15 protein-coding genes are annotated in these 13,500 nt (G+C 66.2%); all 15 read left to right on the forward strand.

From position 1 onward, the window contains the following. The first annotated feature begins 17 nt into the window (after positions 1 to 17). The 15 genes from recJ (at position 18) to rpsB (ending at position 13,445) form a co-directional block, all read left to right on the forward strand. Complete coding sequence (gene recJ / locus JW958_10850) at positions 18 to 1,727, forward strand: single-stranded-DNA-specific exonuclease RecJ (GenBank protein ID MBN1826751.1); 1,710 nt, start codon at positions 18 to 20, stop codon at positions 1,725 to 1,727. After that, positions 1,664 to 3,874 (forward strand): bifunctional (p)ppGpp synthetase/guanosine-3',5'-bis(diphosphate) 3'-pyrophosphohydrolase, encoded by a 2,211-nt coding sequence (locus tag JW958_10855; protein MBN1826752.1) that lies wholly within the window; start codon positions 1,664 to 1,666, stop codon positions 3,872 to 3,874. The genes recJ and JW958_10855 overlap by 64 nt, the downstream gene beginning before the upstream one ends. A gap of 10 nt (positions 3,875 to 3,884) precedes the next feature. Further along, positions 3,885 to 4,610: a polyphenol oxidase family protein gene (locus JW958_10860; GenBank protein ID MBN1826753.1), complete on the forward strand. Its 726-nt coding sequence runs from the start codon at positions 3,885 to 3,887 to the stop codon at positions 4,608 to 4,610. Positions 4,611 to 4,692: 82 nt separating this feature from the next. Continuing rightward, positions 4,693 to 5,034: an STAS domain-containing protein gene (locus tag JW958_10865; GenBank protein ID MBN1826754.1), complete on the forward strand. Its 342-nt coding sequence runs from the start codon at positions 4,693 to 4,695 to the stop codon at positions 5,032 to 5,034. 18 nt (positions 5,035 to 5,052) lie between these two features. Then, a complete protein-coding gene (locus JW958_10870; protein MBN1826755.1) occupies positions 5,053 to 5,469 on the forward strand; it encodes an ATP-binding protein in 417 nt (138 codons plus the stop codon). Between the two features lie 44 nt (positions 5,470 to 5,513). Then, a complete protein-coding gene (locus JW958_10875; GenBank protein MBN1826756.1) occupies positions 5,514 to 7,496 on the forward strand; it encodes a TonB-dependent receptor in 1,983 nt (660 codons plus the stop codon). Between the two features lie 13 nt (positions 7,497 to 7,509). Further along, positions 7,510 to 8,433, forward strand: a complete 924-nt coding sequence (locus tag JW958_10880) for an ABC transporter substrate-binding protein (GenBank protein ID MBN1826757.1) — start codon at positions 7,510 to 7,512, stop codon at positions 8,431 to 8,433. A gap of 43 nt (positions 8,434 to 8,476) precedes the next feature. After that, positions 8,477 to 8,851: a response regulator gene (locus tag JW958_10885; protein MBN1826758.1), complete on the forward strand. Its 375-nt coding sequence runs from the start codon at positions 8,477 to 8,479 to the stop codon at positions 8,849 to 8,851. A 193-nt stretch (positions 8,852 to 9,044) separates the two neighbouring features. After that, the gene (locus JW958_10890) at positions 9,045 to 9,482 is read left to right on the forward strand and encodes a D-tyrosyl-tRNA(Tyr) deacylase (GenBank protein MBN1826759.1); all 438 of its coding nucleotides are present in this window, start codon (positions 9,045 to 9,047) and stop codon (positions 9,480 to 9,482) included. A gap of 3 nt (positions 9,483 to 9,485) precedes the next feature. Continuing rightward, complete coding sequence (gene maf / locus JW958_10895; GenBank protein ID MBN1826760.1) at positions 9,486 to 10,130, forward strand: septum formation protein Maf; 645 nt, start codon at positions 9,486 to 9,488, stop codon at positions 10,128 to 10,130. Beyond that, positions 10,127 to 10,546, forward strand: a complete 420-nt coding sequence (locus tag JW958_10900) for a YjbQ family protein (protein MBN1826761.1) — start codon at positions 10,127 to 10,129, stop codon at positions 10,544 to 10,546. Before maf ends, JW958_10900 begins: the two co-directional genes overlap by 4 nt. Positions 10,547 to 10,548: 2 nt before the next feature. Continuing rightward, positions 10,549 to 11,595: an S-methyl-5-thioribose-1-phosphate isomerase gene (gene mtnA / locus JW958_10905; GenBank protein ID MBN1826762.1), complete on the forward strand. Its 1,047-nt coding sequence runs from the start codon at positions 10,549 to 10,551 to the stop codon at positions 11,593 to 11,595. A 116-nt stretch (positions 11,596 to 11,711) separates the two neighbouring features. Then, complete coding sequence (gene rplM / locus JW958_10910; protein ID MBN1826763.1) at positions 11,712 to 12,152, forward strand: 50S ribosomal protein L13; 441 nt, start codon at positions 11,712 to 11,714, stop codon at positions 12,150 to 12,152. Positions 12,153 to 12,160: 8 nt separating this feature from the next. Continuing rightward, positions 12,161 to 12,553 carry a 30S ribosomal protein S9 gene (gene rpsI / locus JW958_10915; protein MBN1826764.1) on the forward strand — a complete coding sequence of 131 codons (393 nt, stop codon included), beginning with the start codon at positions 12,161 to 12,163 and terminating at the stop codon, positions 12,551 to 12,553. 121 nt (positions 12,554 to 12,674) lie between these two features. Next, on the forward strand, positions 12,675 to 13,445 hold the full coding sequence (gene rpsB, locus JW958_10920) for a 30S ribosomal protein S2 (GenBank protein ID MBN1826765.1): 771 nt from the start codon (positions 12,675 to 12,677) through the stop codon (positions 13,443 to 13,445). Positions 13,446 to 13,500: the final 55 nt, after the last annotated feature.

Raw genomic sequence — 13,500 nt, forward strand, 5'->3', positions numbered from 1 at the left:
GGAGTACAACGATCCCGATGACGCAAAATCCGATCTGGAGCCTTCCCCCCGAACCGCCGCCGGAGAAGATCGCCGATCTCGCGGTCTCGCTGAGCGTGCCCCCCCTGATCGCCCGGCTCCTTTGGCGGCGCGGCATCCGTGATTCGGAGGGGGGCGAACGTTTCCTGCGCCCGAGTTTGGAACACCTCCACGATCCCTTCCTCCTCACCGGGATGGAGGCGGCGGTGGAGAGGATCCTCCGCGCGTTCGAAGAAGACGAGACGATCGGTATCTTCGGCGATTTCGACGTGGACGGCGTTACCTCCGCCGCGCTGTTGGACCGGGTGTTCCGGCGGATCGCGCGCCCGCCGGTCTGCCGCCTTCCCCACAGGCTGAACGAAGGGTACGGCCTCTCCCGCGCCGCCGTGGAGGATCTTGCCGGCGCGGGGGTCCGCCTGCTCATCACCGTGGACAGCGGCGTCACCAGTCACGACTCGATCGCCTACGCCCGCGGCCTGGGATTGGACTGCATCATCACCGATCACCACGAGACGAAGGAGAAGCTGCCGGACGCGCTGGCGGTGATCGACCCGAAGCAGGCCGGATGCGAATACCCCGATCCCAACCTGGTCGGCGTGGGGCTCGCCTGGAAGCTGGCGGACGCCCTCGCCTCTCGGGGCGCCGGAGAGCGGGACGACCTGCTGGCGGATCTGGATCTGGTCGCCGTCGGCACCGTAGCGGACGTGGCTCCTCTGAACGGCGAAAACAGAGTGCTGGTCCGGGAGGGCCTCGCCCGCCTCGGCGGCACGGAGAAGCCGGGCCTGCGCCACCTGATCCGCGTCGCCGGTTTCGCCGGCCGGGAAGTCGACTACGCCGCCATCGCCTTCGGTCTCGCGCCCCGCTTGAACGCGGCGGGGCGGATCGCCGATCCGGCCGTCGCCCTGGAATTGCTCACCACCGAATCGGAAGAGCGGGCGGCGCAGCTCGCCTTCGACCTGGACCGGGCGAATCAGGAACGAAAGGTTTTAGACGCGAGTACGCTCCAAGAGGCGCTCGCCCGGCTGGGCGGCGAAAAAGATCCGGGCGCCATCGTCCTCGCCTCGCCGGACTGGCACCCCGGCGTGATCGGCATCGTCGCTTCGCGCTTGAAGGAAATGTTCGGTCGGCCGGCGGTGCTGATCGCCCTCGACGGGGGAGTGGGGCGCGGTTCGGCGCGAAGCCTCTCCGGGTTCCCCCTGCATGAGGCGCTGGAGCGTTGTTCCGACCTTCTCCTCCGTCACGGCGGGCACGCCCTCGCCGCCGGTCTCAGCATCGAGGAGGAACGGATCGAGCCCTTCCGCGAACGGTTTCGCGCCCTTTTTCGCGAGGTGGAGGACGAGGTCTCTTCGCCCGGAAGTCTCACGATCGAGGGCGCGCTTGGTTTGGAGGAGTGCGACCGGACCCTTTTTGAGGCGATCGGCGTCCTCCGGCCCTTCGGTCCGGGGAACCGGAAGCCGATCTTTTTGGCACAGGGAGTGACCGCTCCGGAGGGATTCCGGCGTGTGGGGCGGAATCACCTGAAGTTCCGTGCCGGCAGGGACGGCCTTCTCATGGACGCGATCGCCTTTCAGGTGGGGCATGAAGCGGCCGACCGCTGGCGCGAGTGGGGCGCTCTCGATCTCGCCTTTACTTTGGAGGAGAATCGATGGGGCGGCGAGACCCGTCTCCAACTGAACGTGAAGGGGGTCCGGCCGGGACGGACGGCGTAGAACCGTCGACCCGTGAAATCGCTCTCGAGCCGGAAATCGCCTTTCTGAACCGCCCCGGTCTGGACAGGGAACTGCTGAACCGGGCGCTCCGTTTCGCCCGGGAACGACACGGCGGACAGATGCGCCGCAGCGGAGAGCCCCACCTCCACCACGTCGTCGAGGCGGCGCGCATCCTCGACGAGCTTCGCCTCGATTCGGTCACCCTCGCCGCGGCGATCCTCCACGACGTGGTGGAGGACACAGACACCGACGTCGACGCGATCCGCAAGGAGTTCGGCGAGGAGATCGCCCACCTGGTCGACGCGGTCACCAAGATCGGAGAAATCCGGATCGATTCCCCGGAGAAGGAGCAAGCGGAGAACTTCCGCAAGATGCTCCTCTCCATGGCTCGGGACATCCGGGTCATCCTGATCAAACTGGCCGACCGCCTTCACAACATGCGCACCCTGCAGCACCTGCCGGCGGAAAAGATCGAGCGAATCTCCCGGGAGACCCTCGAGATCTACGCCCCTCTCGCTCACCGCTTCGGCATCGCCCGGATCAAGTGGGAGCTGGAGGATTTATCGCTAAAGTATTTGGAGCCGGTCGCCTATCGTGAGCTGGTGGCGCGGATCGCCGACACCCGCGAGACCCGTGAGGGACAGATCGAGTATTTCAAGGAACCCCTCCAGGCGAAGCTCCATCAGTACGGGATCCAGGCGGAAGTGGTCGGGAGGCCCAAGCACTTTTACAGCATCTACAACAAGATGAAGGGCCAGAACCTGCCGCTCGAGGAGATCTACGACCTGCTCGCCCTGCGGGTGATCGTCGGGTCCGTGCAGGAGTGTTATCACGTGCTCGGTATCGTGCACACCCTCTATACGCCGGTGCACGACCGCTTCAAGGACTACATCGCCACCCCCAAGAGCAACATGTACCAGTCGCTCCACACCACCGTGATCGGACCGGAGGGTCGCATGGTGGAGTTCCAGATCCGTACGCGGAAGATGCATCAGACCGCCGAGTACGGCATCGCGGCGCACTGGCGCTACAAGGAGGGAGGCGCCTCGGACCACGACCTGGATCAGCGGTTGTCCTGGCTCAGGCAGGTCGTGGACTGGCAGAAGGATCTCACCGATCCCAAAGAGTTCCTGGATCTGCTGAAGAAGGACCTCTTTCATCACGAGGTGTTCGTCTTCACGCCCGGGGGGGATCTCAAAAGGCTCCCCCGCGGGTCCACGCCTCTCGATTTCGCCTTCGCGGTCCACACCGAGGTGGGCTTCCACTGCGCCGGCGCAAAGGTGGACGGCCGGATCGTCCCTCTACGCTACGAACTGCGGAACGGGGAGACGGTGGAAATCATCACCTCCCATTCCGCCGCCCCTACCCACGACTGGCTCCACGTGGTGAAGACCTCCCGGGCGAGGAGCAAGATCCGCTCCTGGCTGAAGAGGGAGAGTTTCCATCAATCGAAGCAGCTCGGCAAGGTGATCCTGGAGCGGGAATTGCACAAGCTGCACTTCAGGGGCTCCATCGAGAAGAAGCTCGCGGAGCACGTCGAGGAGTTCGGGCTGAGCGATCCGGACCAAGTCCTCGCCGCCATCGGAAGCGGCGACCTTTCCGGACGCCAGGTGGCGGTGAAGCTCGTCGAGAAGGAGCCGGGACCGCAACCGCCGGAGCCTCTCTCCCTGGAGAGGATCATCGATCTGACGCGCCGCTCCGAGCGGGGGGTACGGATCCATGGCGTGGATCAGCTGATGATCCGCTTCGCCAAGTGCTGCCAACCCCTTCCGGGCGACCGGATCGTGGGGGTGGTCACCCGGGGACGGGGCGTGTCGGTTCACCGCGTCGACTGCCCCAACGTGTTCCCCTCCCGGATCGACCCGGAGCGTGTCCTCGAGGTGGAGTGGGACGTGGGGAAAGGGCAGAATTTTCCGGTCAAGATCCTGATCCGCGCCGAGGACCGTCCCGGTCTCCTCGCCGACGTGGCCAAGGTGATCGGGAAGATGCATTCCAACATCCGGAGCGCGGATGTTCTCTCCGAGGAGACGGACGCCCAGGGCGTTTTCCTGATCGAAGTGACCGGCCTCAAACACCTGCATAAGGTGATCAAGGCGATCCGCGCGGTGAAGGGCGTGATCGACGTGGAGCGCCGCGAGCTGCACTGAGGCGGGACCCATGACGAGACCCGAACCGACGGCGATCGGCTCGCCTCTTCTGGATACGATTCCCCGCGTGCGCCACCTCTTTCTCGGCCGCGCTTTCGACTCGCCCCCCGGAGACCTCGAGCAGAGAGAGACCATCCTCGACCGGGCCGGGCGAATCGGGCGCCCCGGCGAGGCGGTATTCTTTCAGCAGGTTCACGGACGTCGTGTCGAGATCTACCCGGAGGCGGGGACGGGGGGCATCGTCTCGGGAACCGTGGCCGACGGGGGGGCGACGGATCGCAACGGCCTCGTCCTCGCGATCCGCGTTGCCGATTGCCTGCCGGTCTACCTGGCCGATCGGGAAGGGAAAGCGGTCGCCCTCCTCCACGCCGGATGGCGGGGACTCGCCGCGGGGATTTTGGGCGCGGGGGTTCGCGCCCTCGCCGGACTGGGCGTTCCGCCGGACCGTCTCCTCGCCTGGATCGGTCCCTCCGTGGGACCCTGCTGCTACGAGGTCGGCCCGGAGGTCGCCGCCGCTTTCGGCGTCCATGGCCATACACGCCCCGGACGGCCGGGGAAGCCGTTTCTCGACCTCTACGCCACCGCCCTCGCCCTCTTCCAAGAGGCGGGCGTCGGTCCGGAACGCGTCGGGCCCCGCCCCCCCTGCACCGCCTGCGATCCCGGGAGATTCCACAGTCACCGGGCCGCCCCGGAACGCCGCGGGAGGAATCTCGCCCTTCTTTTCCTGGATCCTTAACCCCATCGCCCTCTTTTCCGATACTCGGTAGGAAGGACCGGACGGGAACCGGGCCGGCGGACCGGCAGGTGCGGAGGGATTCATGCAAATCGGAAGTGAAAAGAGGGACGACGTCCTGGTGGTGACGCTCCGCGGCGAGGTGGACGCGGAGAACGTGACGGACCTCCTCGCCTTTTTCGATCGGGGCGAGTGTCGGGAGGAAAAGCGGATCGTTCTCGATCTGTCGGGGCTCCGTTACGTGGACAGCTCGGGGCTCGGCGCTTTCGTCAAGCTGATGAAGGCGGCCAGGAGGTCCGGCGGCGACGTCCGCCTGGCCGGCCCGACGCGGGAGGTCCTGAAGCTGCTGGAGCTGACCCGGCTGAACAGGGTGTTCGACATCTGTCCGGATCGAGAAGACGCGCTCGCCCATTTCTGCGCGGTGTGACCGAACGGAGAAACGGCATTGGAACGCCTTCAGGTCCATAGTGATCTCAAGTATCTCCGCCAGGTGCGGCGCTGGGTGGCCGATGTCTGCGCCTCCTGGGGCCTGAGCGAGGACGCGACGAACGACATGCGGATCGCCGTCGGAGAGGCGTTCACCAACTGCGTGGTGCACGCGTACGGACGCCGCCCCGACGGCGTGGTGGTGCTCACGGGAGAAGTGTCGGGCGGGAGGGCCTTGATCCGCGTCCGGGACTGCGGGAACGCCGTGCCCATCGATCCCGACGCGGCCCCCGATCTGGATCTTCCCCACGAAGGCGGTTACGGCGTCTACCTCATGAAGCGACTCACCGACGGAATACGTTTCGTCGTCTCCGATCCCCCCGGAACGGAAGTGGTGTTGGTTAAAAACCTCCCCGAACCGGCGGGGGAGCGCTGAAGGGCGGGCGGCCGCCGATTCTCCGGAACGAAACGAGGACATCCATGGGAGAGAAAATCGGGCGGCGGACCGCCGTTCTGAGCGTCTGTCTGCTCATCCCCTGGTGGGGAGGAGGGGTCATCGCCGCCGGCGTCGGCGGTGAGGAGGATCTTCTTTTCGGCGAAGAGGAGCGGGTGGTTACACCCGCCCGCCACAGCCTCACCGTGTCACAGGCGCCCGCGTCGGTGACGGTGATCACCGAGGAGGAAATCGAGGCCTCCGGCGCGCAGAACCTGGCGGATCTGCTCCGCGAGATCCCGGGGCTGGAGGTGGCCGCCGTCACCGCCACCGACGTGAATGTCGGCGCGCGCGGGTACAACCGGACGCTGGCGAACAAGCTTCTCGTCATGATCGACGGCCGATCGGTGTACGAGGATTTCTTCGGCGTCGTTCTCTGGGAGATGCTTCCCGTCGCCCTCGAGGAGATCAAGCAGATCGAAGTCGTTCGCGGTCCCGGCTCGGCGGTGTACGGCGCCAACGCCTACAGCGGTGTGATTCACATCATAACGAAATCTCCCCGCGAGCTGGCGGGCACGACCCTTTCCGCGCGGACCGGCGTGGAAAGCGATCGCCGGGAGGGCGCCGTGATCCGCGCGGGGCGCGCGGGGGACCATTTCGACTACAAAGGAACCTTCCTCTGGAAGCGGGAGGGTTCCCTGGGCGATGACGCCGGCGAGCCCGGCGTTCCCGAGCCGGAGTCCTTCCGGGGGAATCTGGCGCTCACACGGAGCCTTTGGGATCGTTCCACCTTCACCCTGGCCGCCGGCGGGACGGACGGGAATGGGCGCGTGGAATCCGGGATCGGCGACATGCTCCGGGACAATACATCCCTCTTCGGGAGCGCCGCGCTGGAGACGCCGGGGGCGTTTCTCCGCGCCTATTGGAACCACAGCGAAGCGGAAACGCGCAACCGGGATCTCCTGGACGCGGAGGGGAACCCGGACGACCGAGAGCTTCTGCAGAACACCTACAGCCTCGAGGGGCAGGTGATGGGGACCTCCGCCGGAGGGACCGTCGGCCTGGTGGGCGGTTCGGTCCGCTATCACGCCGTGCGCTCCGACTTTCTGGATGAGTGGCACGACCAAACCCTTTTCGGGGTCTACGCACAGGTGGAGCGGACCTTCCGAGAGAGAGAGGACGTCACGATCGGCGGCCGGGTCGACCATCATCCCCACACGGATTATCAGTTCTCTCCGCGAGCGAGCTGGATCCACCATTTCGAGGGACGGAGCTATCTCCGGCTCACCGCCGGCGAGGCCTACCGGAATCCCACCTTTATCGACAACTATCTCTACATCGAAGACGTCCCCGTAAAGAATCACGCGGGGGAGATCCTCCCCCTGCCGGCGGACGCCGTCGGTAACCGGGACCTGAAACCGGAGCGGGTGCGCACCTACGAGATCGCTTTGGGCCTGGAAATCACCCGCTTCGCCCTTCTTCGCGTGGAGGGATTCCGCAACGAGGAGAGGGACAGGGTCAACTTCGGCCCCAGCGACTACTACGGCGAGCAGGAAGCGGCTCCCTACGGCCTACCCGGAGGCGTATTGCCGAAGACGCTTACCTACCGGAATCTTTACCGCGTGAACGTGAACGGCGGCGAGGCTTCCCTGCGCGCGCGGTGGAGCCGCCGGCTGGAGACGACGGTCGGATACGGCTATGTCGCCTACGAAGAGGACGAGGGACTCCCGGAGGAGTTCTGGTGGGTGTCCCGGCACAAGGTGACGGCGCGCTTGACCGCGAAGCCGGCGGTCCGTTGGACGCTCTCCTTCGCCGGACGGTACCAGTCCCGCGCCTCCTTCCTGAAAAGCGGGGGGGGCGACCTTCCGGCTTGGTCCGTGGCCGATGCGGTTGTTCGCTACGCCCTCGGCGTGGATCATGTCGTTTTGGAATGTGCCGTGCAGAATCTTTTCGACCACCGTTATCGGGAGTATCCGGGCGGGGACTCCTTCGGCCGGAGAACCAACCTGCGTCTCCGGGTTCGATTCTGACGCGAGGAGAGGAATGATCGTCGACCGCATCCGAATCGACCCGCGCCCGGCGGCCCTCGCGGCGGCGGCGCTTCTCATTCTCTCCGGCGCGGCCGGGGGGACGGAGATCGCCGCGCTCTTTTCGGGCGACACCGAGCCCTACGTTCTCGCATACGAGGGATTCGCCGAGGTTTGCCCCGCCAACTACTGGAAGGTGGATCTCTCCCGGGTCGACGGGGAGGAGGACGGGGTCATGCGGGATCTGGTGGAACGCGAGCCCGATCTGATTCTCGCCCTCGGCACGAACGCCTACCGCGCCGCCGTCGGCGCGACCGACCGGATCCCCATCGTGTTCGTGCTTGTTCTCGATTACGGGGAAGCGCTTCCCGGCAACGTGGCGGGGGCGAGCATTCGGATCGATCCGGCGCTGCAAATGCGAACCGTCCGCCGCCTCTTCCCCGAACTGAAGCGGCTCGGCGTCGTCTACGATCCGGGGAACACCGAACATGTGCTCGAAAAGGCGCGCGCCGAAGCGGAGGCGATCGGCCTCCGGATCGTCCCTTTCCCCGTGAAGGATCTGAGCGAAACGCTTCGCGCCTATCGGGAGGGGGAGAACGACGTGGACGGCTGGTGGCTCCTCCCCGACCGGACCACCCTCGCTTCTGAGGCGGTGGATTACGTTCTCAAGAGGAGCTTGGAGCGGCGCGTACCGGTGATCGCGCCCTCCAAGAAATACGTGGAGCGCGGGGCGCAGGCGGCGCTTCTGCCGGACTACCGCGCCATCGGAGCGCTCGGTGCGGAGATCGCCCTTCGCATCCTGGCCGGCGGGAAGCCTTCGTCGATCGGCATCCGTTACTCGAAGGTGTTCCGCCTCGCCGTGAACACCCGCACAGCGAGGGAGGTCGCCATCGATCTCTCCGGTTCCTGGGCGCAACACGCCCTCTTTGTGGGAGACTGACGTGAACGAACGCGCCGCCGGGCCGAGGCCGGGATCGGGCTCGATCCTCATCGTGGATGACGAGCCGTTTATCGCGCAGTCGCTTCTCCGAATCTTCCGGCGGGAGGGGTACACCGTCCGGACCGCCGAAAGGGGAGACGAGGCGCTGGCGATGATCCGCTCCGATCCCCCCGCCCTCGTTTTCCTCGACATCATGCTCCCCGGCGGGGACGGTCTCCAGGTCTGCCGGGCGATCCGAGAGGATCCCGCCCTTCGCGAGGTACGCGTCGTTCTTCTCACCGCCCTCGGCAGGGAGTCGGACCGGGAAGCGGGCTTCGCCGCCGGCGCCGACGACTACATCACCAAACCTTTCTCTCCGATCCGTGTTCTCGCCCGCGCGCGCACCCTTCTGGAATCGACCCCCGTCGGGGGCGCCTGAACCGCGGCCGGCGTCCGCATTGACATCCCCGCGCGGAATCCCTAATCTCCGCTTCGGATCCGGCTCGATCGAACCGGGCCGACCCCCATTCCGTTTCTCTCCCGTTCCATCCGGATGTCCGGCGGTCGGGCGCTTCCGTCCGGGCGGAACGGCGTGATCGGGTCCCCGCGTCGGCGGGGGAAGGAGGCGTGGGATGCGTGTGGTGCTGCAGAGAGTATCCGAGGCTTCGGTGACCGTCGACGGCGCCGCCGTGGGCGCAATCGGGCGGGGAATACTCCTTCTCGGCGCCATCGGCGGTGACGACACGCCGGAACGCGTCGACAAAATGGCGGAGAAATGTCTTCGCCTCCGCGTCTTTCCCGACGAAGGGGGGCATTTCGAAAACGGCGTCCTGGAGACGGGCGGTTCGGTGCTCGCCGTCCCGCAGTTCACCCTCTACGGGGACTGCCGTAAAGGGCGGCGACCGTCCCTCTCCCACGCCGCGCGTCCCGAGGAGGCGGAGCCGCTCTTCGAACGCTTCGTCGACACGATGCGGCGCCTGGGCGCCCGCGTCGAGACCGGCCGTTTCGGCGCGCGAATGGATGTGCGCCTGGTCAACGACGGGCCGGTCACCTTTATCCTGGAGACCTGAACGATGGAAGAACGAAAGGAAGCGACGCCGGATCCTCTCTGGCCGCGCGCCGGGGAGCCGCTCGGTCTGGTGTCCTCGTCGCCCCGCCGGGCGGCGCTTCTCCGGCAGGCGGGGGTCTCCTTTGTCGTGATCCCTCCCTCGCACGGCGACGAAACCCCATCGGGAGCGCCTCCGGAGCGTGAGGCGGTCCGGCTCGCTCGGGAGAAAGCGCTCGCCGCTCGTCCCGAAGGGGGGCCCCGGTTTCTTCTGGCGGCGGACACGCTCGTCGCCGGGGAGGGCGGGTGCTTCGGCAAGCCGGCGGATCCGAAGGAGGCGGCGAGGATGCTTCTCGCCTTAAGCGGCCGCTGGCACCGGGTGGTGACCGGTGTCTGTATCGTCGACCGCGCGCGGGGGGTCGACGAGACCGGTGTGGAAGAGACAAGGGTCCTCTTCCGGGAACTGGGGCCGGAGGAGGTCGCCGCTTACGTTTCCACGGGCGAACCTTTCGACAAGGCGGGCGCCTACGGAATCCAAGGGCGGGGGGCGCTTCTCGTGGAGAGGATCGATGGGTGTTACGCCAACGTGGTCGGTCTTCCTCTCGTCCGGACCCGCGCCGTGTTCCGGACGCTACTGGGGATGGGGCGGACCGGTGGAGGAGAGAGGGAATGACTGTGCGAACCTCGCGGATCGACCGCCGGACGACGGGGGGGGACGACATCCTCGATCTGACCGGCGACGTTCGGGAAGCGTTGGAGGCGAGCGGTCTCCGGGAGGGCGCGATCACGGTCTTCGCCCCCGGATCGACGGCCGGCGTGACCACCATCGAGTTCGAGCCCGGGGTCGTGAACGATCTTCGGGAAGCGATGGAACGGGCCGTCCCGCGCGGGATTCCCTACGACCACGACGAGGCCTGGGGAGACGGAAACGGCTACTCACACGTACGCGCCGCCTGGATCGGCCCCTCGCTCACCATACCTTTCGCGGGGGGGGAGCTTCTTCTCGGAACGTGGCAGCAGATCGTGCTTTGCGATTTCGACAACCGGCCGAGGACGAGGGAAGTGATCGTCCAGGTGCGGGGGGAGTGAAGGTGCGCACGCCGGAGACCGTCGCCTGGACCGCGGAGGGGATACGAATTCTCGATCAGACCCTTCTGCCCGAAAGGGTCGAGTATCGTGTCTGCCGTACACTCGAGGAAGCCGAGGAGGCGATCCTCTCCCTACGCGTGCGCGGGGCGCCCGCGATAGGCGTGATGGGCGCCTATGCCCTCGCCCTCGCTCTCCGGAGGGAGGCGCCTCCGGATCGCGTCGCCTTTCTGGAGGCGGCGGCGAATCTCCGCGGGCGAATCGCTCGCGTGCGCCCGACGGCGGTGAACCTCGATTGGGCACTCCATCGCTGCGGGGAGGCCGTTTCCCGATCGCCGGAGACGGATATCGAGAAGCTCCACGCCGTCCTCCTGCGGGAGGCACAGGCTATCGAAAACGAAGACAAGGAGTTATGCCGAGGCATCGGAGAGGCGGGGGAGCCGTTGGTGCCGGAGGGAGGGAGGATCCTCACCCACTGCAATGCCGGCGCCCTCGCCACGGCGGGGATAGGAACCGCTCTCGCGCCCCTCTACCTCGCCTGGGAGAGGGGGAAGAGGTTCCGCGTCTTCGCCGACGAGACCCGCCCTCTTCTGCAGGGGGCGCGCCTCACCGCCTGGGAGCTACGTGAGTCGGGGATCCCGGTCACTCTTCTCTGCGACGGGGCGGCCCCTTTCCTGATCGCCACGGGGGGGGTGGACCTGGTGATCACCGGCGCGGACCGGATCGCTCGGAATGGCGATTTCGCCAATAAAATAGGAACTTACGGCGTCGCGGCGGCGGCGGAGCGCCACGGCGTCCCCTTCTATGTCGCTGCTCCCTCCTCCACTTTCGACCTCGCCGCTCCCGATGGGGATTCGATCCCGATCGAGGAACGTCCGGGCGAGGAAGTGACCGGTTTCCGAACGGTCCGAACCGCCCCGGAGGGGGTGGAGGTCTGGAACCCCGCTTTCGACCGCACTCCGGCCGATTTGGTGTCGGGTTTTATCACCGAGAAGGGGATCCTCCTGCCACCTTATGGGCGGTCGATCGAGGAGGCGCTCGGCGGCGGTTGAAACCCCCGGAAAAGACGGCTTTTCCGTTGACAACGGAGCGACTTACCGTAAACTATAAGATTCGTGCCTGATGCGGTCCCTTGGGGGCCGTGATGATGAACAGGAGGGAGAAGACCTTGAGAACGAAGATGTTCCGCCGAGGGGACGTGCCCCGGCGTTGGGTCGTGGTCGACGCGGGAGACCAAGCGCTTGGTCGCGTAGCGTCGGTGGTCGCAACCCGCCTTCGAGGGAAACACTCGCCCCTCTTCACGCCCTACGAAGACGTGGGGGAACACGTGATCGTGGTGAACGCCGACAAGGTGCGTCTCACCGGGAGCAAGGCGGAGCAGAAGTACTACCATAGCCACTCCGGCTACCACGGCGGCGCCCGACAGGTGCCGATCGCCCGGAGGCGGGCAGAGAGGCCCGAGTATATCATCACCCACGCGGTGCGCGGCATGCTGCCGAAGAACCGTCTGGGGCGGCGGCTACTGCGCAAGCTGCGAGTCTACACCGGATCGGAGCATCCGCACGCCGCGCAGACGCCCGAAGAAATCCGGATCGAGACGAGGAGGTAATCGAAAGCGTGGTTCAGAGAACGGCATTCTCCGCCACGGGACGGCGGAAAACCGCTGTGGCGCGGGTCCAACTGGTTCCCGGCAGCGGAAAGCGGATCGTGAACGGCCGCGAGTTGAAGGACTACTTCCCGCGTCCGGTGTTGCATCGCGTTCTGGAGGAGCCTTTCGAGACGGCGGGAGAAGCGCGTTTCGACATGGTCGCCTACGTGCGCGGGGGCGGGTTGACCGGTCAGGCCGGGGCGATCCGTCTCGGCGTCGCGCGCGCCCTTCTCCATTACGACGAGTCGCTCCGGAAGCCGCTCCGCGCGAACGGGCTGTTGACCAGAGACCCGCGCGCGACGGAACGGAAGAAATACGGCCTTTCCGGCGCTCGCAAACGTTTCCAGTTCTCGAAGCGTTGATCCGAATCGCTTCGACTGAAAATCGCACCCCGCCCGATTCCGTGGACGGTTCCCCCATCGGGGGTGGCCCGGGAGAGGACGGCGGGGGAGGCACCAAACCGAATCACAGGAAGGCGAAACCTTGGCCAAGATCGAACTGAAAGACCTGCTGGACGCTGGGGTGCATTTCGGCCATCAGACGAGCCGATGGAACCCCAAGATGAAGCCCTACATTTTCATCGAACGAAACGGCATTTACATCCTCGACATGCAGAAGACTCTCGGCTGCATCGAAGCGGCTCGCCGTGTCGTCGAGAAGGTCGTGCGGGGCGGCCGTTCCGTCCTCTTCGTCGGCACCAAGCGGCAGGCGAAGGACGTGATCGCCGACGAGGCGAACCGTTGCTCCATGTACTATGTGAACGAGCGCTGGTTCGGCGGCATGCTCACCAACTTCCAGACCATCCGGAAACGCGCCGACTACTACGAGGATCTGATCCGGATGCGTGAAGAGGGAAAGTTCAGCCTCTTTTCGAAGAAAGAGGCGCTTCACATGGAGAAGCGCGCCCAAAAACTCGAGAAGGTGCTGAAGGGCGTCGTGGAGATGCGCGGCCTACCCGGCCTCGTCTTCGTGGTGGACACCAAGAAGGAACACCTGGCGGTCAAGGAGGCGAATCGCCTCGGCATCCCGGTGGTGGGCGTGGTGGACACCAACTCCGACCCCGACCTCATCAATTATCCCATCCCAGGCAACGACGACGCCATCCGTTCGATCCGCCTGATTACGCGGCTCGTGTCGGACACGGTCTTGGAAGCCCGCCAGCAGGTCGACAAGGATCGGCCGGGCGAAGCGGTGGGCGGGGACGATTCCGCCGAAAAGGCGGAGGCGGTCGCCGAGGCCGAGACGGAGTCCTAGTTTTCCCCGCGGCATCGCAAGAACACCCGGGCCGGAGAATGCCCGGGCGGGAAGA

The sequence above is a fragment of the Candidatus Eisenbacteria bacterium genome (genome assembly GCA_016930695.1).
Lineage (GTDB): Bacteria > Orphanbacterota > Orphanbacteria > Orphanbacterales > Orphanbacteraceae > JAFGGD01.